Source organism: Massilia sp. HP4 (assembly GCF_005222695.1).
Lineage (GTDB): Bacteria > Pseudomonadota > Gammaproteobacteria > Burkholderiales > Burkholderiaceae_D > Telluria.
In genome coordinates this window covers 1-19,814 of record NZ_STGG01000011.1, presented here as the reverse complement: position 1 = coordinate 19,814, position 19,814 = coordinate 1, and the positions used below count along the sequence as shown (strand labels likewise).

The 19,814-nt window shown below is 65.5% G+C and carries 19 protein-coding genes; 10 read left to right on the top strand and 9 right to left on the bottom strand.

The genetic code is table 11. From position 1 onward, the window contains the following. The first annotated feature begins 5 nt into the window (after window positions 1-5). Window positions 6-1,331 carry an amidohydrolase gene (locus E8M83_RS03950; RefSeq protein WP_137172094.1) on the top strand — a complete coding sequence of 442 codons (1,326 nt, stop codon included), beginning with the start codon at window positions 6-8 and terminating at the stop codon, window positions 1,329-1,331. 66 nt (window positions 1,332-1,397) lie between these two features. Here the strand turns inward: E8M83_RS03950 and E8M83_RS03945 are convergent, their stop codons facing one another. Then, window positions 1,398-1,778 (bottom strand): Fur family transcriptional regulator, encoded by a 381-nt coding sequence (locus E8M83_RS03945; RefSeq protein ID WP_137172093.1) that lies wholly within the window; start codon window positions 1,776-1,778, stop codon window positions 1,398-1,400. Between the two features lie 147 nt (window positions 1,779-1,925). On the opposite strand from E8M83_RS03945, the gene E8M83_RS03940 reads away from it, so the two are divergent. From E8M83_RS03940 to E8M83_RS03930, 3 genes are all read left to right on the top strand, one after another. Next, the gene (locus E8M83_RS03940; RefSeq protein ID WP_137172092.1) at window positions 1,926-4,040 is read left to right on the top strand and encodes a TonB-dependent receptor domain-containing protein; all 2,115 of its coding nucleotides are present in this window, start codon (window positions 1,926-1,928) and stop codon (window positions 4,038-4,040) included. 173 nt (window positions 4,041-4,213) lie between these two features. Beyond that, window positions 4,214-6,193: a TonB-dependent receptor gene (locus E8M83_RS03935; RefSeq protein WP_137172091.1), complete on the top strand. Its 1,980-nt coding sequence runs from the start codon at window positions 4,214-4,216 to the stop codon at window positions 6,191-6,193. A 71-nt stretch (window positions 6,194-6,264) separates the two neighbouring features. After that, the gene (locus E8M83_RS03930; protein WP_137172090.1) at window positions 6,265-6,699 is read left to right on the top strand and encodes a MerC domain-containing protein; all 435 of its coding nucleotides are present in this window, start codon (window positions 6,265-6,267) and stop codon (window positions 6,697-6,699) included. 6 nt (window positions 6,700-6,705) lie between these two features. On the opposite strand, the gene E8M83_RS26435 is transcribed toward E8M83_RS03930, so the two are convergent. The 7 genes from E8M83_RS26435 to rpe form a co-directional block, all read right to left on the bottom strand. Further along, window positions 6,706-7,212, bottom strand: coding sequence for a TonB C-terminal domain-containing protein (locus E8M83_RS26435; RefSeq protein WP_137172089.1), 507 nt, complete (start codon window positions 7,210-7,212; stop codon window positions 6,706-6,708). An 88-nt stretch (window positions 7,213-7,300) separates the two neighbouring features. Then, window positions 7,301-8,101, bottom strand: a complete 801-nt coding sequence (trpC, locus tag E8M83_RS03920; RefSeq protein ID WP_137172088.1) for an indole-3-glycerol phosphate synthase TrpC — start codon at window positions 8,099-8,101, stop codon at window positions 7,301-7,303. Between the two features lie 19 nt (window positions 8,102-8,120). Continuing rightward, a complete protein-coding gene (gene trpD, locus E8M83_RS03915) occupies window positions 8,121-9,158 on the bottom strand; it encodes an anthranilate phosphoribosyltransferase (protein ID WP_137172087.1) in 1,038 nt (345 codons plus the stop codon). A gap of 69 nt (window positions 9,159-9,227) precedes the next feature. Beyond that, window positions 9,228-9,791: an aminodeoxychorismate/anthranilate synthase component II gene (locus tag E8M83_RS03910; RefSeq protein ID WP_137172086.1), complete on the bottom strand. Its 564-nt coding sequence runs from the start codon at window positions 9,789-9,791 to the stop codon at window positions 9,228-9,230. Window position 9,792: 1 nt separating this feature from the next. Then, entirely contained in the window at window positions 9,793-11,289 is a 1,497-nt protein-coding gene (gene trpE / locus E8M83_RS03905) for an anthranilate synthase component I (RefSeq protein WP_137172085.1), read from the bottom strand. Window positions 11,290-11,488: 199 nt separating this feature from the next. Then, window positions 11,489-12,187, bottom strand: coding sequence for a phosphoglycolate phosphatase (gene gph / locus E8M83_RS03900; protein ID WP_137172084.1), 699 nt, complete (start codon window positions 12,185-12,187; stop codon window positions 11,489-11,491). Continuing rightward, window positions 12,187-12,870, bottom strand: coding sequence for a ribulose-phosphate 3-epimerase (gene rpe, locus E8M83_RS03895; RefSeq protein ID WP_137172083.1), 684 nt, complete (start codon window positions 12,868-12,870; stop codon window positions 12,187-12,189). The genes gph and rpe overlap by 1 nt, the downstream gene beginning before the upstream one ends. Window positions 12,871-13,058: 188 nt before the next feature. On the opposite strand from rpe, the gene apaG reads away from it, so the two are divergent. Beyond that, window positions 13,059-13,433: a Co2+/Mg2+ efflux protein ApaG gene (apaG, locus tag E8M83_RS03890; protein WP_137172082.1), complete on the top strand. Its 375-nt coding sequence runs from the start codon at window positions 13,059-13,061 to the stop codon at window positions 13,431-13,433. Here apaG and E8M83_RS26430 read toward each other — a convergent pair whose 3' ends face one another. After that, window positions 13,434-13,565 (bottom strand): hypothetical protein, encoded by a 132-nt coding sequence (locus tag E8M83_RS26430; protein WP_267874185.1) that lies wholly within the window; start codon window positions 13,563-13,565, stop codon window positions 13,434-13,436. Between the two features lie 7 nt (window positions 13,566-13,572). On the opposite strand from E8M83_RS26430, the gene E8M83_RS03885 reads away from it, so the two are divergent. The 5 genes from E8M83_RS03885 to E8M83_RS03865 all read left to right on the top strand — a co-directional run bounded on the left by E8M83_RS03885 (window position 13,573) and on the right by E8M83_RS03865 (window position 19,436). Then, window positions 13,573-14,793 (top strand): murein transglycosylase A, encoded by a 1,221-nt coding sequence (locus tag E8M83_RS03885; RefSeq protein ID WP_137172081.1) that lies wholly within the window; start codon window positions 13,573-13,575, stop codon window positions 14,791-14,793. Window positions 14,794-14,868: 75 nt separating this feature from the next. After that, the gene (locus E8M83_RS03880; RefSeq protein WP_137172080.1) at window positions 14,869-16,209 is read left to right on the top strand and encodes an AlkA N-terminal domain-containing protein; all 1,341 of its coding nucleotides are present in this window, start codon (window positions 14,869-14,871) and stop codon (window positions 16,207-16,209) included. Continuing rightward, window positions 16,206-16,994 carry an isocitrate lyase/phosphoenolpyruvate mutase family protein gene (locus E8M83_RS03875; RefSeq protein ID WP_137172079.1) on the top strand — a complete coding sequence of 263 codons (789 nt, stop codon included), beginning with the start codon at window positions 16,206-16,208 and terminating at the stop codon, window positions 16,992-16,994. Before E8M83_RS03880 ends, E8M83_RS03875 begins: the two co-directional genes overlap by 4 nt. Before the next feature lie 114 nt (window positions 16,995-17,108). Next, entirely contained in the window at window positions 17,109-17,885 is a 777-nt protein-coding gene (locus E8M83_RS03870; protein ID WP_137172078.1) for an enoyl-CoA hydratase, read from the top strand. Window positions 17,886-17,900: 15 nt separating this feature from the next. Continuing rightward, window positions 17,901-19,436 carry a phospholipase D family protein gene (locus E8M83_RS03865; protein WP_137172077.1) on the top strand — a complete coding sequence of 512 codons (1,536 nt, stop codon included), beginning with the start codon at window positions 17,901-17,903 and terminating at the stop codon, window positions 19,434-19,436. Window positions 19,437-19,814 lie beyond the last annotated feature (378 nt).

Genomic DNA, 19,814 nt, shown 5'->3' with positions numbered 1-19,814 from the left:
GAACCATGACCCTTACCCGTATCGCCGCTGCGGCCGCAGCATGCATGTCCCTGGCGCTGGCCACGGTTCCCGCCCAGGCCCAGCAGGCCGCCCCGCTCAAGGACGACGTCGTCGCCAAGGTCGACGCCATGTACCCGTGGCTCGACACCATCTATAAGGACTTGCACGCCCATCCCGAGATCGCCTTCCAGGAAGTGCGCACCGCCGCCAAGCTGGCGGCCGAGATGCGTAAACTCGGCTTCACCGTCACCGAGAAGGTCGGCAAGACCGGCGTCGTCGCGGTGCTGAAAAACGGCGCCGGCCCGACGGTCCTGGTGCGCACCGACATGGACGGCCTGCCGATGGAAGAGCGTACCGGCCTGCCGTACGCCAGCCGCGCCCGCGCCACCAGCGAAGGCCGCGACACCTTCGTGATGCACAGCTGCGGCCACGACGTCCACATGACCAGCTGGCTCGCCACCGCCCGCACCCTGGTCGAACTGAAGTCGCAGTGGAAGGGCACCCTGGTCTTCATCGGCCAGCCGGCCGAGGAAATCGTCGCCGGCGCCAAGGCGATGCTGGACGACGGCCTGTTCACGCGCTTCCCGAAACCCGATTACGCCTTCGCCCTGCATTCCTGGCCGCTGGCCCATGGCACGGTGGGCTTCAACGACGGCCCGGTGTCATCCAACTCGGACTGGCTCGAGATCACGTTCAAAGGCCGCGGCGGCCACGGCTCGGCGCCGGACAAGACCATCGATCCGGTGGCGATCGCGGCGCGCTTCGTGGTCGACGTCCAGACCGTCGTCAGCCGCGAGAAGGATCCGAAGGAATTCGGCGTCGTCACGGTCGGTTCGATCCAGGGCGGCACGGTCGGCAACATCATCCCGGACAGCGTGCAGGTGCGCGGCACCATCCGCTCGTACAGCCCAACTGTGCGCGCCAAGCTGCTCGAAGGCGTGCGCCGCGTGGCCGAAGGTTCGGCCGCGATGGCCGGCGCGCCAAAACCCGACATGCTGATCGGCGGCGGCGGCCAGGCCATCGTCAACAGCACCGAACTGGTAAACAAGACCGAGGTCGTGTTCAAGGAAGCCTTCGGGCTTGAGAAGGCCAAGCGCATGCCGGCCATGACCGCCAGCGAAGACTTTTCGCTGTACGCGAACGAGGGCGTGCCGTCGATGTTCTTCTTCACCGGCGTGTACGACCCGAAGGTGGTGGCCGAGGCGGAACGCGAGGGCGGCAAGCCGATCGCCTTCAATCACTCGCCGTTCTACGCGCCGGTGCCGGAACCGTCGATCAAGACCGGCGCCCAGGCCATGACGCTGGCCGTGCTGAACGTGCTCGGTAAATAGACAGGCAAGCCATGAGAAAACGGCCGGTCGCTTGCGCGCCGGCCGTTTTTGTTCTTGTGTCCTGGTTCAGGACTTGAGACAGTCGGCGCAGCGGCCGTACAGGGTCAGCTCGTGGCTTTCGACGCTGAAGCCCTTCGGCGCCATGTGCTCGATGTCGCCGGGGCAGGCGTGCACGTCGAACACGCGCTGGCAGGCGGTGCACTGGAAATGGTGGTGATGGTGTTCGGCGGCGCTGGTCGATTCGTAGCGCGCGCCTTCGCCAGGCAGGGTCACGACCTTGAGCGCGCCGTCGTCGACCAGCGACTTCAGGTTGCGGTAGACGGTCGCCATGCCCAGCTGGCTGACCTCGCGGCTGGCTTCATCCAGGATCTCTTGTGGCGACAGCGGACGCTGCGCATGCTCGATTGCATGCAGGATGGCGGATTTTTGACGTGTATTGCGTTGCATAAGGCGAAGGATACCTCAAAGCGCGAACAGGAACCAAAAAGCAGTTGAATGCTTAATGATAATGGCTTATCATTTCATTGTTAATGATAACGAATTATCGTTATCGGCCTTATCTTGTTTGTCGCCCACATCATTCGAGGAACCACCATGTCCGACTTTTCCTGCAAGCGTACACCGCTGACCCTGGCGCTGATGCTGGCCTTCGGCGCGCCCCTGGCCGTCCACGCCCAGGCCACGAGCCGGTCGGCGGCGGACCCGGACAGCGTGCCGACGGTGGTCGTGTCCGCCAGCGCCCTGGGCGTGGTGGACGATGACATGATCACCCCGGTGACCTCGCTCGGCGGCAGCGAGTTGGTGCGTGCCCGTGAATCGACCCTGGGCGAGACCCTGGCCCACCAGCCGGGCATCACCTCGAGCCACTTCGGCGCCGGCGCCAGCCGTCCGGTGATCCGCGGCATGGACGGCCCGCGCGTGAAGATCCTGTCCGATGGCGCCGAGATCCAGGACGCCTCGACCATCAGCCCCGACCACGCCGTCGCTTTCGAGCCGGTGCTGGCAGAGCGCATCGAAGTGCTGCGCGGCCCGTCGGCGCTGGCCTATGGCGGCGGCGCGGTGGGCGGCGTGGTGAACATCCTCGACCGCAAGATCCCGACCGCGATGCCCGAGAACGGCCTGGAAGGCAGCGCCGAAGTACGCGCCAATTCGGCCGCCCGCGAAAAGACCGGCGCCTTCGAATTCACCACCGCGGCCGGCAGCAACCTGGCCCTGCACCTGGAAGGCGTCAAACGCGATGCCGACGACTACCGCGTCGGCAAGGACTGGAGCGAAGGCCGCCGCGTGGGCGGCAGCTACAAGGAAAGCGAGACCGGCACCGTCGGCCTGTCGTGGATCGGCAAGAACGGCTACCTCGGCGCCGCCTTCACCAAGGAGCGCACCGAATACGGCATCCCTGGCCACAGCCACGAATTCGAAGGCTGCCATCCGCATGGCGACCACCTGCACTGCGGCGGCCATGGCCACGAGGAAGAAGGCCACGACCACGAGGAAGGCCACGACCACGAGGAAGGCCACGACCACGACCATGACCACGAACACGGCGTGCCGATCGTGAAGCTCGACAGCGAGCGCTGGGACATCCGCGGCGAGTACCGCAACCCGGTGGCCGGCATCGAGCGCGTGCGCATGCGCGCCTCGTTCACCGAATATGTCCACGACGAGCTCGAAGAGAACGTCGTCTCGACCTCGTTCCGCAACAAGGGCCACGACGCCCGCCTGGAAGCGGTGCATGCGCCGCTTGCCGGCTGGCGCGGCGTGTTCGGCCTGCAGACCACGCGCCGCGACTTCTCGGCCATCGGCGAGGAAGCCTATGTGCCGCCAACGCTCACCAGGAAGCACGCCGCCTTCCTGACCGAGGAATACAAGCTGGATAACTGGCGTTTCGAGGCCGGCCTGCGCCACGAGTGGCAGGATATCGAAGTCGATGCGCCGGGCCTGCGTGACACCGATGCGCGCGGCACCTCGGCCTCGGTCGGCGCGGTGTGGAAGCTGGCGCCGCAATATTCGCTGCGCGCCTCGCTGTCGCGCAGCCACCGCCTGCCGACCGCCGAAGAGCTGTACGCCGATGGCGTGCACCTGGCTACCGCCACCTATGAAGTCGGCAACCAGGACCTGGAAAAGGAAACCTCGAACAACGTCGACCTTACCCTGCGCAAGTTCGAGGGCGACACCACCTTCTCGGTGAGCGCCTTCCACAACCGCGTCGACAATTACATCTATGCCCGCACGCTGGATAACCACGAGGGCTTCCAGCTGGTGGAGTATACCCAGCGCGATGCCACCTTCACCGGCCTGGAAGGCGAGATCCGCCAGAAGCTGACGCCGGCGATCAGTGCGACGGTGTTCGGCGACTATGTGCGGGCCCGTTTCGATGAAGGCGTGGGCAGCCGCAACCTGCCGCGCATCCCGGCGTCGCGCCTTGGCGTCAAGTTCGACGGCGACTGGAAGGCCTGGCATGGCATGGTCGAGTTCTACCGCGTCGGCAAGCAGGACAAGCTGGCCGAGTATGAGACCGAGACCGCGGGCTACAACATGCTCAATATCGGCACTCACTACTCGACCCGCATCGGGGGCGTGCCGACCCAGTTCTATGCGCGCCTGAACAACCTGACCGACGAACTGGCCTACAGCCACACCTCGTTCATCAAGAACGCGGCGCCGCTCACAGGTCGTAACCTGACGGCGGGCATTCGCGTCATGTTCTAAAGTTCTGGCTACACGACGTATCGGCCGGCGCAGGGCGAATTCGTCCTGCGCCGGTTCTTTATTGCCGCGCGCGATTGCTGCATTGCGTTGAATCCTTAACGATAATGAGTTATCATTAGATTTGACTAATAATGGATTCGCTGTCCCCTGGCGTTCCACGATCGAGGATTCCCATGACTGATTTCACTGGCAAGCGCACGCCGCTCGCGCTGGCTTGTGTGCTGGCCCTTGGCTGCCCACTCACCGCCCTCGCGCAATCGACTGCTGCGCCTGCGACCGTCGTCGTCTCCGCCAGCGGGCTCGGCGTGGCGAGCGACGACATGGTCACGCCGGTGACCTCGATCGGTGGCAACGAGCTGGTGCGGACCCGCCAGTCGACCCTGGGCGAGACCTTGTCGAGCATGCCCGGCATTACCTCGAGCCACTTCGGCGCCGGCGCCAGCCGTCCGATCATCCGCGGCATGGATGGCCCGCGCGTGAAGATCCTGTCCGACGGTTCCGAGATCCAGGATGCGTCCACCATCAGCCCCGACCACGCCGTTGCGTTCGAACCCGTCCTGGCCGAGCGCATCGAAGTGCTGCGCGGCCCGTCGGCGCTGGCCTATGGCGGCGGCGCCGTGGGCGGCGTGGTGAACATCATCGATCGCAAGGTGCCGACCGCGATGCCGGAGGGCGGCCTGGAAGGCAGCGCGGAGGTGCGCGCCAATTCGGCGGCGCGCGAGAAGACCGGCGCGGCCGAATTCACCACGGCCGCCGGCAGCAACCTGGCCCTGCACCTGGAAGGCGTCAAGCGCGATGCCGACGACTACCGCGTCGGCAAGGACTGGGAAGGCGGTCGCCGCGTCCCGGGCAGCTACAAGGAAACCGAGACCGGCACCGTCGGCATGTCGTGGGTCGGCAAGGATGGCTACCTGGGCGCCGCCTTCACCAAGGAGCGCGGCAAGTACGGCCTGCCGGGCCACGGCTTCGAGAACGACGCGGGCGAGATCGAGGCGCCGGTGGTGGACCTGGACAGCGAACGCTGGGACGTGCGCGGCGAATACCGCAATCCGGTGGCCGGCATCGAGCGCGTGCGCCTGCGCGCCTCGTTCACCGACTATATCCACGACGAGGTCGAGGGCAGCGCGGTCGCCACCACCTTCAAGAACAAGGGCCACGATGGCCGCCTGGAGTTCGTGCACGCACCGATCGCGGGCTGGCATGGCGTGTTCGGCCTGCAGACCACGCGCCGCGACTTCTCGGCGATCGGCGCCGAGGCCTATGTGCCGCCGACCCTGACCAGGAAGCATGCGGCCTTCCTGACCGAGGAATACAAGCTGGGAAATGTGCGCTTCGAGGCCGCCGTGCGCCACGAATGGCAGGACGTCGAAGCTGAAGTGGACAAGCCGGACAGCCACACCCGCGGCACCTCGCTATCGGTCGGCGCGGTGTGGAAGTTCGCGCCCGAATATTCGCTGGGCACCTCGCTGTCGCACACGCACCGCCTGCCGACCGCCGAGGAACTGTTTGCGGACGGCCCGCACCTGGCGACCAATACCTATGAGATCGGCAACCCGAACCTGGTCAAGGAAACCTCGAACAACCTCGACCTGACCCTGCGCAAATTCGCCGGCCGCACCACCTTCTCGCTCAGCGCCTTCCATAACCGCATCGGCGACTATATCTATTCGCAGACGCGTGGCGAGTTCGAGGGCCTGCAGCTGATCAACTACGCCCAGCGCGACGCCACCTTCACCGGCCTGGAAGGAGAAGTGGCGCACAATCTGTCGTCGGTGTGGAAGGCCACCGTGTTCGGCGACTACGTGCGTGCGCGCTTCGACGAAGGCCCGGGCAGCCGCGACATTCCGCGCACGCCGGCGCACCGGGTCGGGTTCAAGCTCGAAGGCGACTGGGGCGCCTGGAACGGCATGGCCGAACTCGTCCGTGTGGGCAAGCAGGACCGAATCGCCGATTTCGAATCCGAAACAGCCGGCTACACGACGCTGAACCTCAGCACGCACTATTCGACCCGCATCGGCAACTTGCCGGCACAGCTGTACGCGCGCCTGAACAATGTGACCGACCGCCTGGCCTATAGCCACACCTCGTTCATCAAGGACTATGCACCGCTGACCGGCCGTAACCTGACGGCCGGCCTGCGCGTGTTGTTCTGACCGAACCCAATCCGCCGGCGCCGACGGACATGAGGTCCACAGCGCCGGTTTCAAAGAAAGGAACAGGGTTCATGAAATCCCTGATCAAATACGGCGATGTCGCCGGCATGGCGGCATCGATCCTGTGCCTGCTGCACTGCATGGCGATGCCGCTCGTGATCCTGGCGTTCCCGATGCTCGGGCTGGCCCACGTGCACGATACCTTCCACGACACCCTGATCGCGGCGATCACCTTGCCGGTCTTGCTGGCGCTGGTGCCCGGCTACCTGAAGCACCGTGACAAGACCACCTTGCTGGTTGGTTGCGCCGGCCTGGCGATCTTTCTCGGCGCCGTGTTCGTCGTCAGCCCGTTGTTGGGCGAAGTGGCCGAGGCGGTATTCGCCGTCATCAGCGGCTTCATGCTGCTGTATGCGCACCTGCGCAATCGCCGTCACTGCAAACGTTGCGGCGCCGCCGCGCAAGGCGATGCAGGCCATCCCGCGCCGGCATCCTGCCACCCGCGCTGATATACGCTACAGGCCTGCGCGCTGCGGCCCCGCCAATGTCCTGATCTGGAAGCGGTAGCGCTCGCCAAACAGGAAGGTCTCGGAAAACGTCATCAGGTCGGCATGCTGCGGCCCCAGGCCATCGGGCGCCGGTAGCGGGCCGCTGCGGCGCAGTGAGGCCAGCGCGACCTCGGATGCCCCCTGGTCGCGCGAGCGCTGCACCTGGACGTCTGTCAACTGGCCTGCGCGGTCGACCGTGATGTTGACTACCACCACCGCCGGCAGCATGGGCGGCAATTCTCCCTCGAATATTCGTTCTGGATTGCGCTGCATGACGTGGCGCGCGACGTCGGCTTTATAGGCGTCGAGCGTGCGCGTAGGCGCAGGGGCGGGGAGCGGTGTCAGTGGAATGCCCCCCGATTGGGCCGCGGGCGGTGGCGCCGGTGGCGGTGTCGACGTGCCGCATGCGGCAAGAAACGCGAGCACGAGGGACGCGAGAAAGAGACAAACGATGCTGCGATGAGGGGTATTCATGGTGGATGCAGGACGGTCGCAGGTCGCGCCGGTATTGGCGTAACCGTTCGACCCATCCGTGCATCCGGAGTTCCTCTGCCATCAGCGCTTATGCAAACAGGCGCTGCAGCTCCTTGCCAGGATTTTCCGCACGCATGAACGCTTCGCCGACCAGGAAGGCGTGGACATCGGCCTCGCGCATGCGCTGCACGTCGGCGGCGCCCAGGATGCCCGATTCGGTCACCACCAGGCGGTCCTTGGGGATGCGCGGCAGCAGGCCGAGCGTGGTGTCGAGCGTGACGTCGAAGGTGCGCAGGTTACGGTTGTTAATGCCCAGCAGCGCTGTCTTGAGCTTGAGCGCCGCATCGAGCTCTTCGCCGTCGTGCACTTCGACCAGCACATCCATGCCGAGGTCCATGGCGCAGGCCTCGAGCTCGGCCATCAGGCCGTGGTCGAGCGCGGCGACGATCAACAGGATCGCATCGGCGCCCATCGCGCGCGCTTCATAGACTTGATACGGGTCGACCATGAAATCCTTGCGCAGCACCGGCAGCGTGCAAGCGGCGCGCGCCTGCTGCAGGTAAGCGACCGAACCCTGGAAAAACTGGACGTCGGTCAGCACCGACAGGCAGGCCGCGCCGTGTTCGGCATAGCTTTGCGCGATCGCGGCCGGCTGGAAGTCCGGGCGCAGCACGCCTTTCGACGGCGAGGCTTTCTTTACTTCGGCGATCACGCCGGCCTGGCCCGCGGCGATCCTGGCGCGCAGGCTAGATTCGAAACCGCGGATGGCGGCGCGCGCCTCGCGGTCGCTTTCCACGTCGCGGCGCAGGCCATGCAGGTCGCGCTGCTTGCGCGCCGCGGCCACTTCGTCGGCCTTCACGGCCAGGATCTTGTTGAGGATGTCGGACATCGGTGCTCTCGCAAGTGAATTAATGGGCGGCGCCGAGCTGGCGTGTGACCTGGACGAACTGCTCCAGCTTGGCGATGGCGGCGCCGGAAGCGATGGCGTCGCGCGCCTTGGCCAGTCCCGCCTCGATCGAGTCGGTCACGCCGGCCGCGTACAGCGCGGTGCCGGCATTCAGGGCCACGATGTCGTGGGCCGGACCCGGCTCGCCGCGCAGCGCTTCGAGTACGCGCGCCTTCGACTCCTGGGCATTGCTCACCTTGAGGTTGCGGCTCGAGATCATCGACAGGCCGAAGTCTTCCGGGTGGATCTCGTATTCGCGGATCTCGCCATCGACCAGTTCACCGACCAGGGTGCCGGCGCCGAGCGAGACTTCGTCCATATTGTCGCGGCCCCACACCACCATCGCGTGTTCGGCGCCGAGACGCTGCAGTACGCGCACCTGGATGCCGACCAGGTCGGGGTGGAACACGCCCATCAGGATGTTCGGCGCGCCCGCCGGATTGGTCAGCGGGCCGAGGATGTTGAAGATGCTGCGCACGCCCAGCTCGCGCCGCACCGGGGCCACGTGCTTCATTGCCGCGTGGTGGTTGGGGGCGAACATGAAGCCGATGCCGGTCTGGGCGATCGACTGGGCGATCTGTTCGGGTTTGAGGTCGATGTGGGCGCCGAAGGCCTCGATCACGTCGGCGCTGCCGGACGAGGACGAGACGCTGCGGCCGCCATGCTTGGCCACGCGCGCGCCGGCGGCGGCGGCCACGAACATCGAGGCGCTCGAGATATTGAAGGTGTTGGCGCCGTCGCCGCCGGTGCCGACGATGTCGAGCAGGTGGCTGGTGTCGGCCATCGGCACCTTGGTCGAGAACTCGCGCATCACCTGGGCGGCGGCGGTGATCTCGCCGATGGTTTCCTTCTTGACGCGCAGGCCCATGGTCAGGGCTGCGACCATGGTCGGCGACATCTCGCCCGCCATGATCTGGCGGAACAGTGACAGCATCTCGTCGTGGAAGATTTCGCGGTGTTCGATACAGCGCAGCAGCGCTTCTTGTGGGGTGATCGGCATGATGGTTCCAGTTCTTCTAGACGTAATGAGGGCGTGGCGCCGCGACAGTGGCGCTCACGCATGGACGCATCAGCGCGTCAGGAAATTCTTGAACAGGGCGTGACCGTGTTCGGACAGGATCGATTCGGGGTGGAACTGCACGCCCTCGATGTCGTAGTCCTTGTGGCGCACTCCCATGATTTCGCCGTCGTCGGTCCATGCCGTCACTTCGAGGCACGAAGGCAGCGAAGAGCGCTCGATCGCCAGCGAGTGGTAGCGAATCACGGTGAACGGGCTGGGCAGGCCGGTGAACACGCCTTCGCCGATATGGGCGATGCTCGAGGTCTTGCCGTGCATGACCTGCTTGGCGCGGATCACATTGCCCCCGAAAGCCTCGCCGATCGCCTGGTGGCCGAGGCACACGCCCAGGATCGGCAGCTTGCCCTTGAATTCGCGCAGGATGTCGAGCGAGATGCCTGCATCCTTCGGCGCCTTTGGCCCTGGCGAGATGCAGATGCGGTCGGGCTTCATTGCCGCGATCTGTTCGAGCGTGATCTCGTCGTTGCGCACGGTGCGCACATCCTCGCCCAGCTCGCCGAAGTACTGCACGATGTTGTAGGTGAACGAGTCGTAGTTGTCGATCATAAGCAGCATGTCAGAACTCCCCATCCAGGCCATCTTGCACTTGCTCGGCCGCGCGCAGCACGGCGCGCGCCTTCTTTTCGGTCTCTTGCCATTCCATCTCGGGGATCGAGTCGGCCACGATGCCGGCCGCGGCCTGCACGTACAGGTTGCCGTCCTTGATCACGCCGGTGCGGATCGCGATGGCGACGTCCATCTCGCCACCAAAACTCAGGTAGCCGCAGGCGCCGCCGTAGATGCCGCGTTTTACCGGCTCGAGCTCGTCGATCACTTCCATCGCCCGCACCTTCGGCGCGCCGGTCAGGGTGCCGGCCGGGAAGGTGGCGCGCAGCACGTCGAGGTTCGACATGCCGTCTTTCAGCTTGCCCTCGACGTTGGAGACGATGTGCTGCACGTGCGAGTATTTTTCGATGACCATGCGGTCGGTGACTTTCACCGAACCGATGTCGGCGATGCGGCCGATGTCGTTGCGCGCCAGGTCGATCAGCATCACGTGCTCGGCGACCTCTTTCGGATCGGACAGCAGTTCTTCGGCCAGTGCCGCATCCTGCTCGGGCGTGGCGCCGCGGCCGCGCGTGCCGGCGATCGGGCGCAGCGTGACCTTGCGCCCACCCTCGGGCGACAGCTCGTTGCGCACCAGGATCTCGGGCGAGGCGCCGACGATCTGCATGTCGCCGAAGTTGTAGTAGTACATATACGGCGACGGGTTCAGCGAGCGCAGCGAGCGATACAGCGACAGCGGCGAATCGACATACGGCTTGCGGATGCGCTGGCCGATCTGCACCTGCATCAGGTCGCCGGCCATCACGTATTCGTGGGCCTTGGCCACCGCCTTGAGGTAATCCTCCTTGCCGAAGTCGCGCACTTCGGCGGTGCGCACCGAACTCGAGGTGACCGGCGCATCGACGCTCCGGCGCAGCATCATGCGCAAGTCTTTCAGGCGCTGGCGGCCGCGCGAGTAGGCCTCTGGCTGGCCCGGGTCGGCGTACACGATCAGGTACAGCTTGCCGGACAGGTTGTCGATCACGGCCAGTTCTTCGGTCACCATCAGCTGGATGTCCGGCAGGCCCAGTTCGTCGCGCGGGACCGTATTGGCCAGCTTGCGCTCGATGTGGCGCACCGTGTCGTAGCCGAAGTAGCCGGCCAGGCCGCCGCAGAAGCGCGGCAGGCCGGGACGCAGGGCGACCTTGAAGCGCGCCTGATACTCCTCGATGAAGTCGAGCGGATTGCCTTCGTGCGTTTCGATCACTTCGCCGTGGCGCACGATCTCGGTGAGATTGCCGCTGGTGCGCAGCAGGGTGTGGGCCGGCAGGCCGATGAAGGAATAACGGCCGAAGCGCTCGCCGCCCACCACCGACTCGAGCAGGAAAGTGTTCTTGCCGGTGTGCTGGGACTGGGCCAGCTTGAGGTAGAGCGTGAGCGGGGTTTCGAGGTCGGCGAAGGCTTCCGCGATCAGCGGGATGCGGTTGTAGCCCTGGTTGGCCAGCGACTTGAATTCGAGTTCGGTCATGTTTTCTCCGTACCGCCCGGTGGAAGGAGGGCGGTGGTGTGCTTCAAAAAACCTGCCGGGGTGGCGTCGCGAAAACGAACACCGGCAGCAATCGGTACGGCTTAGTTAGCCCAGGATTGCCAGCGTCGCCACAGCCAGGCCTCGAGGGCGCCGGTCTGGTTGACAGTGTGTTTTTTGGTGAAAAACATGTATAGATGACTTAGTTTGCGGTGCGATTGTGTGCAGCGATCAGGGCCGCCGCTTCGAGTAGCGAATCAACTATACCATCGGATTGAATTTCTTGTACAGGGCGTCCGTGGTTATATCCATATGGGACGGTCAACACGAAGCAGCCCGCGCCACGGGCGCTTTCGGCATCGTTGGACGAGTCGCCGATGGCCACCACGCGGCCCGGCGGCAGGTCGAGCGCGGCGCAGGCTCGGGTCATCGGCATCGGATCCGGCTTCTTCTTGGCGAACGAATCGCCGCCGAAGACTTGCTCGAAGTAGGGCGCCAATCCCTTCTGCTCCAGCAGTGGCAGGGTGAAGGCGACCGGCTTGTTGGTCACGCACACCAGGCGCAGGCCGAGGTCGCGCATCGCTTGCAGCCCTTCGATGACGCCATCGAACAGAGTGCTGCGGTTGCCATTGATGGCGAGGTAGTGGCGCTGGTAGCCGGCGATCGCGTCGTCGTAGGCGGCGTCGACGCGGGCGGCGTCCCAGTCGAGCAGCAGTGCATCGCGCACCAGCTTCTCGGAACCCTTGCCGACCAGCGGCTTGATGGTGGCCTGGGTGATGGGGCCCAGGCCAAGGTCGGCGCGCATGCCGTTCAGGGCCGCCTCGAAGTCGGGCACCGTGTCGAGCATGGTGCCGTCCAGGTCGATGATGGCGGCCCGGATGGCTGCAGCGCCGGCCCGCATTATTTGCCCACCGAATTTGCTACGGTTTCCAGTTGTTCGCGCATGGCGTCGATCACGGCCTTGTAGTCCGGCTTGCCGAAGATGGCCGAGCCGGCAACAAAAGTGTCGGCGCCGGCGGCGGCGGCCGCGGCGATGTTCTCGGCCTTGATGCCGCCATCGACTTCCAGCATGATGTCGCGGCCCGATTCGTCGATCATGCGGCGCGCGATCGCGATCTTTTTCAGTGCTTCAGGGATGAACGACTGGCCGCCGAAGCCCGGGTTGACCGACATGATCAGGATCATGTCGATCTTGTCCATCACGTGTTCCAGGTAGTGCATCGGCGTGCCCGGGTTGAACACCAGGCCGGCCTTGCAGCCGTGGTCGCGGATCAGCTGCAGGGTGCGGTCGATGTGTTCCGAAGCCTCGGGGTGGAAGGTGATGATGTTGGCGCCGGCCTTGGCGAAATCGGGGATGATGCGGTCCACCGGCTTGACCATCAGGTGCACGTCGATCGGCACGTCCACGTGCGGGCGGATCGCCTGGCACACCAGCGGGCCGATGGTCAGGTTCGGGACGTAGTGGTTGTCCATCACGTCGAAGTGGATGATGTCGGCGCCGGCGGCGACGACATTGCGCACTTCCTCGCCCAGGCGGGCGAAATCGGCGGACAGGATGCTGGGAGCGATGCGGTAGGTGGTCATGGCGCGATGGAGCGGGATTGAATGAAGCCGCTATTCTACGCCGGTCGGGGGCCGGAATGCTCTCTTGCGGCCCTTGCAGCGCCGGGATCGGGCCGCAGGCGGTATCATTGTTGTTGTTTGCGCCACACGGCGCGCCGGCCGCCGCATGGAGCGTAGCGGCCTTGTCCACGATCATCCAAGGAAACCCGATGTCCGCCTACGATTTCACTGTCACCGTCAGAACGCAATACCTGCCGGAGCAATCCGACCCTGACCGGAGCCAGTTCGTGTTCAGCTACACCATCACGATCAAGAACACCGGCAGCGTCGCGGCCCAGCTCATCTCACGCCATTGGGTGATCCTCGATGCCAACAACCAGATGCAAGAGGTCCGCGGGCTGGGCGTGGTCGGCCACCAGCCCCTGCTGCAGCCGGGCGAACAGTTCGAGTACACCAGCGGCACCCAGCTCGGCACCGCCCAGGGCTCGATGCGCGGCGAATACTTCTGCGTGGCAGAAGACGGCCACCGCTTCGAGTCGCCGATCCCCGAATTCGTGCTGTCGCCACCGCGTTCGCTGCATTGATCAGGGTTCGCGGTCGTCGTCCTTGCGGTCGACGTCCTTGCGGCCGGCGAACATCGTCCACCAGACGATAAATACGAGCAAAAACAGCGCCACGCCGGCTTCCACCATCAGGATCCACATTTTCGTCTCCATGTCTCTTATGTATACGACACGCCGCAGTGTACCTGCCCTGATCGCCTTCGTCTGCTTCCTGAGCGCCTGCTCGACCACGCCGCAGCCCGGGCAGCCGCCCGTCACGATGCCGCCGCCGGTCGGGCCGGTCGTGGTGCCGCCGGCGCCACCGCCTGAACCGCCGGCGCCTGCGCCCGCGCCGCCGCCCGCGCCGGTCCCGCCCCTGACGCCGGTGAGCTTCGAGGCGCTGCCCGGCTGGCAGCAGGACGACCTGCGCCAGGCCTGGCCGGCCTTCCAGCAGTCGTGCGGCGTGCTGGCTTCGCGCGCGGCCGAATGGAAGACCCCGTGCGCGGCGGCGCGCTCGGTCGATGGCCAGGATGGCGCGGCGGTGCGGCGCTTTTTCGAGACGTATTTCGTGCCCAACCAGGTGCGCGAACCCGATGGCAGTGATACCGGCCTGGTCACCGGCTACTACGAAGCGATGCTGTACGGATCGCGCAAGCGCGGCGGCGCCTATCAAACGCCGCTGTACCGGGTGCCCGACGATTTGATCACGGTCGACCTGGGCGGCATCTATCCCGACCTGAAGAACCGGCGCCTGCGCGGCAAGTTGTCCGGCAAGACCCTGGTGCCCTACGCGAGCCGCGCCGAGATCGACCGCGCGCCACTGAAGGGCAGGGAACTGCTGTGGGTGAACGATCCGGTCGAGGCCTTCTTCCTTGAGGTGCAGGGCTCGGGCCGGGTGCAGCTCGATGGCGGCGAGACGGTGCGGGTCGGCTACGCCGACCAGAACGGCCACCCTTACAAGGCGATCGGGCGCTGGTTCGTGGAGCAGGGCATATTGAGCCCCGACCAGGTGTCGGCCCAGTCGATCCGCGCCTGGCTGGCGGCCAATCCGGCGCGCCGCCAGGAAGTGCTGAACGTGAACGCCAGTTATATCTTCTTCACCGAGCAGAAGGTGACCGATCCCAATGCCGGCCCGCGCGGCGCGCTCAATGTGCCGCTCACCCCTGGCCGCTCGATTGCGGTCGACCGCACCATCCTGCCGCTGGGCGCGCCGGTATGGCTGTCGACCACCATGCCCAGGGATGGCTCGCCGCTGCAGCGGCTGGTGATGGGGCAGGATGTCGGCGGCGCCATCCGGGGCGCGGTGCGGGCCGATTTCTTCTTCGGTTTCGGGCCTGAGGCGACCGAGAACGCGGGCCTCATGAAGCAGCAGGGATCGCTGTGGGTGCTACTGCCCAAATAAGCAGTCTGGGTGCGGAAAACTGTCCATGTCCGTTTTCCGCGAGTGTCGGTTACCGGGGCGTGTCAGAATCCCGGCATGGACCTGGACGACCGCATCAGCTCCTACCGCGCGCTGCAGACACGCGACACCCGCTTCGACGGGCGCCTGTTCATCGGCGTGACCTCGACCGGCATCTATTGCCGGCCGATCTGCCCGGCGCGCACGGCGCGCATCGAGAATTGCGAATTCTATCCTTCGGCCGCCGCGGCCCAGCAACAGGGTTTTCGTCCCTGCCTGCGCTGCCGTCCCGAGTCGGCGCCGGGCGGCGGCGCCTGGCGCGGCAGTTCGGACACCGTGGCGCGCGCCCTGGCGCTGTTCGCCGACGCCGGCCTGCATGACGAAGCCGGCCTGGCCTTTGTCGCTGCGCGGCTGCAGGTCAGCACCCGGCAGCTGCGCCGCCTGTTCCAGCAGCACCTGGGCGCTTCGCCCGTCAGCGTGCTGCAGACGCGCCGCATCCTGTTCGCCAAGCAGCTGATCCACGAGACGCGGCTGCCGATGACGTCGGTGGCGATGGCCGCGGGCTTCGGCAGCGTGCGGCGCTTCAACGAAACCTTCAAGGCGATGTACCAGCGTCCGCCCGGCGCACTGCGGCGCGACGCCGGCATTGCGGCCGAGGGCGAAGAGATGGAACTGCGCCTGCGCTACCAGCCGCCCTACGACTGGCCGGCGATGCTGGCGACCTGCCGCGCGCTGCCCGGCGTGGCGGTGGTGAGCGAGCGCGAATACCGGCGCAGCGTGCGCAGCGGGGCCGCGAGCGGCACCGTGCGGGTCTGGCACGATCCGGCGCGGCACTGCCTGAAGGTCGGCGTGCGGCTCAGCGACGTGCGCGCGCTGCCCGATGTGATCGAGCGCGTGCAGCGCCGCTTCGACACGGCCGCGGACATCCATGCCATCAATACGCATCTGTCACTGGATAGCTTGCTGGCGCCGCTGGTGGTGCAGCGTCCCGGCCTGCGCGCGCCGGGACGCTGGGACGATTTCGAGACCGACGTGCTGGCGCTGCTGTCCGTGCACGCCGGTGACGGCTGGCGCGGCGCGTCGGTCGCCCTGGTCGCGCTGTGTGGCGAAGCGCTGCCCGAGGCCCTGGGCCTGCCTGGCCTGGGGCACACTTTCCCGGACCCCGGCCGGGGCGCCGCGGCCGACCTTTCTGCGCTGCCCATCGCGCCGTCCGGCCGCGCCGCGCTGAAGGCGCTTGCGCAAGCGGCGCAGCGCGATGGCGCGGCGTTCGTGCGGCACGACAGCGATGCCTTCGCCTGCGACGATCCTGGCCTGCTCGGGCGCAGCGCTGCCTGGCGGCCCTGGCGCGCGTATGCCGCCCAGCACCTGTTTCATAGCCCGATGAAGACTTTCATTATCCAACAAGAGGAGATCGCATGAACCACGATGAACTGTTCCACTCGATGCACGACGGCCTTCTGATGCTGCCAAATTGCTGGGACGGCGGCAGCGCCCGCGTTGCCCAGGCGGCCGGCGCCACGGCGCTGGCCACCAGCAGCGCCGCCGTGGCCTGGTCGCACGGCCATGCGGATGGGAGCCACCTGCCGACCGAGCTGCTGCTGGCGACGGTGCGCGGCATCCGGCGCGTGAGCGACCTGCCGCTGTCGGTGGACATCGAGGACGGCTACAGCGCCGATCCGGCTGGCGTGGCGGTGCTGGTGCGCGAATTGATCGGCGCTGGCGTCGTCGGCATCAATATCGAGGATGGCGGCGATGCGCCGGCGCTCCTGGCCAGCAAGATCGCGATGGTGCGCGAAGTGGCCGACGCGGCCGGCGTACGCCTGTTCATCAATGCCCGCACCGATGTGTACCTGCGCGGCCTGGCCGATGGCGATGGCAAGCCACAGGAAGCCATCCGCCGGGGAGAGCTGTATCGCGCGGCGGGCGCCAGCGGCCTGTTCGTACCGGGCCTGGCCCACGAGAACGATATCGCCGCCATCGCCGCCGCCGTGGCGCTGCCGCTGAACGTGATGGCGGTGCCGGGACTGCCGGCGCCGGCGCGCCTGCGCGAACTCGGGGTGCGCAGGCTGAGCGCGGGCTCGGCGATCGGCGAGGCAGCGCAGGGACTCGCGCGCGACGCGGCGGCAGCCTTCCTTGCAACGGGGAGGGTAGATGCGCCGTCGCCCGGCTATGGCGTCATCAATGCGTTGATGGTGAGCGGCTGACGTTCGCTTTCCTTGCGCGGCCACCCCGGATGGATCAACAGATTGCTCGACTTGACGTGTACGGAAAGCGCTACAATCGCAACAGTAGGGTTTAACACTATATAAGGATGTTATATGGACTATGCTGACCTGTTGATCGAGAACCATGGCAAGGTTGCCGTGATCCGCCTGAACCGTCCCAAGGCGATGAATGCGCTGAACGACAATATGATGAACGAGCTGGGCGATGCCCTGCGCAAGTTCGACAAGGATCCGGCGATCAATGTGATCGTGCTGACGGGCAGCGACAAGGCCTTCGCGGCAGGGGCGGATATCGCCGCCATGGCCAATTATGATTATCAGGAAACCTACGGCAATAACTACATCGGTCGTAACTGGGAGCACATCCTCGACATCCGCAAGCCGGTGCTTGGCGTGGTCTCGGGCTATTGCCTGGGCGGCGGTTGTGAGTTGGCGATGATGTGCGACTTTCTGGTCGCCGCCGATAGCGCCAGGTTCGGCCAGCCCGAGATCAAGGTCGGCGTCACCCCGGGCGCCGGCGGCACCCAGCGCCTGCCGCGCGCGATTTCCAAGTCGAAGGCGATGGACATGCTGCTGACCACGCGCATGATCGATGCCCTTGAGGCCGAGCGCACCGGCCTGGTGTCGCGCGTCTATCCGGCGGCCGAGGTGATGCAAGAAGCGATCAAGATCGCCCAGGGCATTGCCGAGATGCCGGTGTCGGTGGCGATGCAGATCAAGGATTGCGTCAACCAGGCGTATGAGACGACCCTGACCCAGGGCGTTGCCTATGAGCGCAGGTATTTCCACGCCGGCTTCGGTACCCCTGCACAAAAAGAAGGCATGTCGGCCTTCCTCGAAAAGCGCAAGCCGGAATTCAACGGCCTGTAAGGACGGCCTGTAAGCATGGGTAAGCGCAGGGTATTGCTGGTGCTGCCGGGGGCGCTGCTTGCGCTGTCCCTGGCGCTGGCGAGTTGTTCATCGCTGCCGCCGCTCGAGGGCAGGGTGGCGAGCACCGCCATTGTCGAGACCGACGATACCCGGCTGGGCAAGGCCTTGATGCCGCTCACGATGGCGCACCCTGGCCTGGTGGGAATCCACGCCCTGGCCGATGGGCGCGATGCCTTCGCCGCCCGTGCCGTGCTGGCGCAGGCTGCCGATCGCAGCCTGGACGTCCAATACTATATCTGGCGTAACGACACCACCGGCCGGTTGATGTTCGACGCGCTCAAGAATGCGGCCGAGCGCGGCGTGCGTGTGCGCCTTCTGCTCGACGACAACAATACCGCCGGGCTCGACGAGGCGCTGGCCGCACTCGATGCCCATCCGATGATCGAGGTCCGGCTGTTCAATCCGAATGCCATGCGTTCGGTGCGGGCGATCGGGCTGGTTGCCGATTTCATGCGCCTCAACCGGCGCATGCACAATAAATCGTTCACGGCCGATAACCAGGTCACGATCATCGGCGGGCGCAATGTGGGGGACGAGTATTTCGGCGCGGCCGGCGAAATCTCGTTTGCGGACCTGGACGTGATCGCGGCCGGCCCGGTCGTGCGCGCCGTCTCGGACGACTTCGACCTGTACTGGAATAGCCCATCCGCCTATCCGCTGGCCTTGCTGGCGCCGGACGCCGTCGCGGCGCCGGCCTTGAAGCCAGACGTCGAGGCGACTACCTATATAGAGGCGATCAAGCGCTCCGCGTTTCTCGAGCAGCTGGTCGGCGGAAGCTTGCCGCTGGAATGGGCACGCACCCGATTCGTCAGCGACGACCCGGCCAAGGTCATGGGCAAGGCGGCGCCGGAGGCGAATATCGCCTTCAAGCTCAGGGATTTGCTGGGCGAGCCGCAGCGCAGCCTGGACCTGGTGTCTCCTTATTTCGTGCCGGGCAAGGAGGGCGCCGCTGCTTTCGTCGATCTGGCCAGGAAGGGCGCCCGGACCAGGATACTGACCAATTCGCTGGAGGCGACCGATGTCGCTGCGGTGCACGCGGGGTATGCAAAATGGCGCAAGCCCTTGCTCGAGGCAGGGGTAACCCTGTATGAGTTGCGGCGCGAAGCCACCGACGAGCCCTCGCGGGAGAAACGTGGCAGCGGCAGCGGGATCGGCAGTTCGGATGCCAGCCTGCATGCCAAGACCTTTGGCGTCGATGGCAATCGGGTATTCGTCGGTTCCTTCAATTTCGACCAGCGCTCCATTCACCTGAATACCGAAATGGGAATGGTGATCGATAGCCCGGCCCTGGCCACGCGCCTGGGCGAGACCCTGGACCGGACCCTGCCGACGCGCGCCTATGAGGTGAAGCTGGACGAGCAGGGCTCGGTGATCTGGCTGGAGCGGCGCGGCGAACAGGTGATCCGGCATGAGAAAGAGCCCGGCACGAGCTGGTTCAAGCGGGCCGCGGTGAAGGCGCTGTCGTGGCTGCCGATCGACTGGCTGTTGTAGTCGCCACACTTTCTTTCGCGCCCTCTTGCGGACCCGGCAGTTGGTTTGCTATAGTTCGCCTCCGCTTCGGCACTGACCGAAAAACGCAAGCCAAATCAATTGGTTAGCGCGATGAAGTCAGCAGTGAAAACTGCGACGAAGCGAAATGAAGGGGGTTGACGAGGTTTTAGGAATACAGCATAATCTCACTCCTCTGCTGCTGACGAACAAAACGATTCGCAAGCGCAGCAAAGAAGCAGTACCGACACTCGGCGTGTGCCTCTGATCTTTAAAAATTAACAGTCGATAAGTGTGGGCGTTTGATGAAGGTGCCAAGAACTTCGGTTCTTGATTACTTAAAATATCAAATGTTCACAAAAAGTATTAACGTTGTCTCAG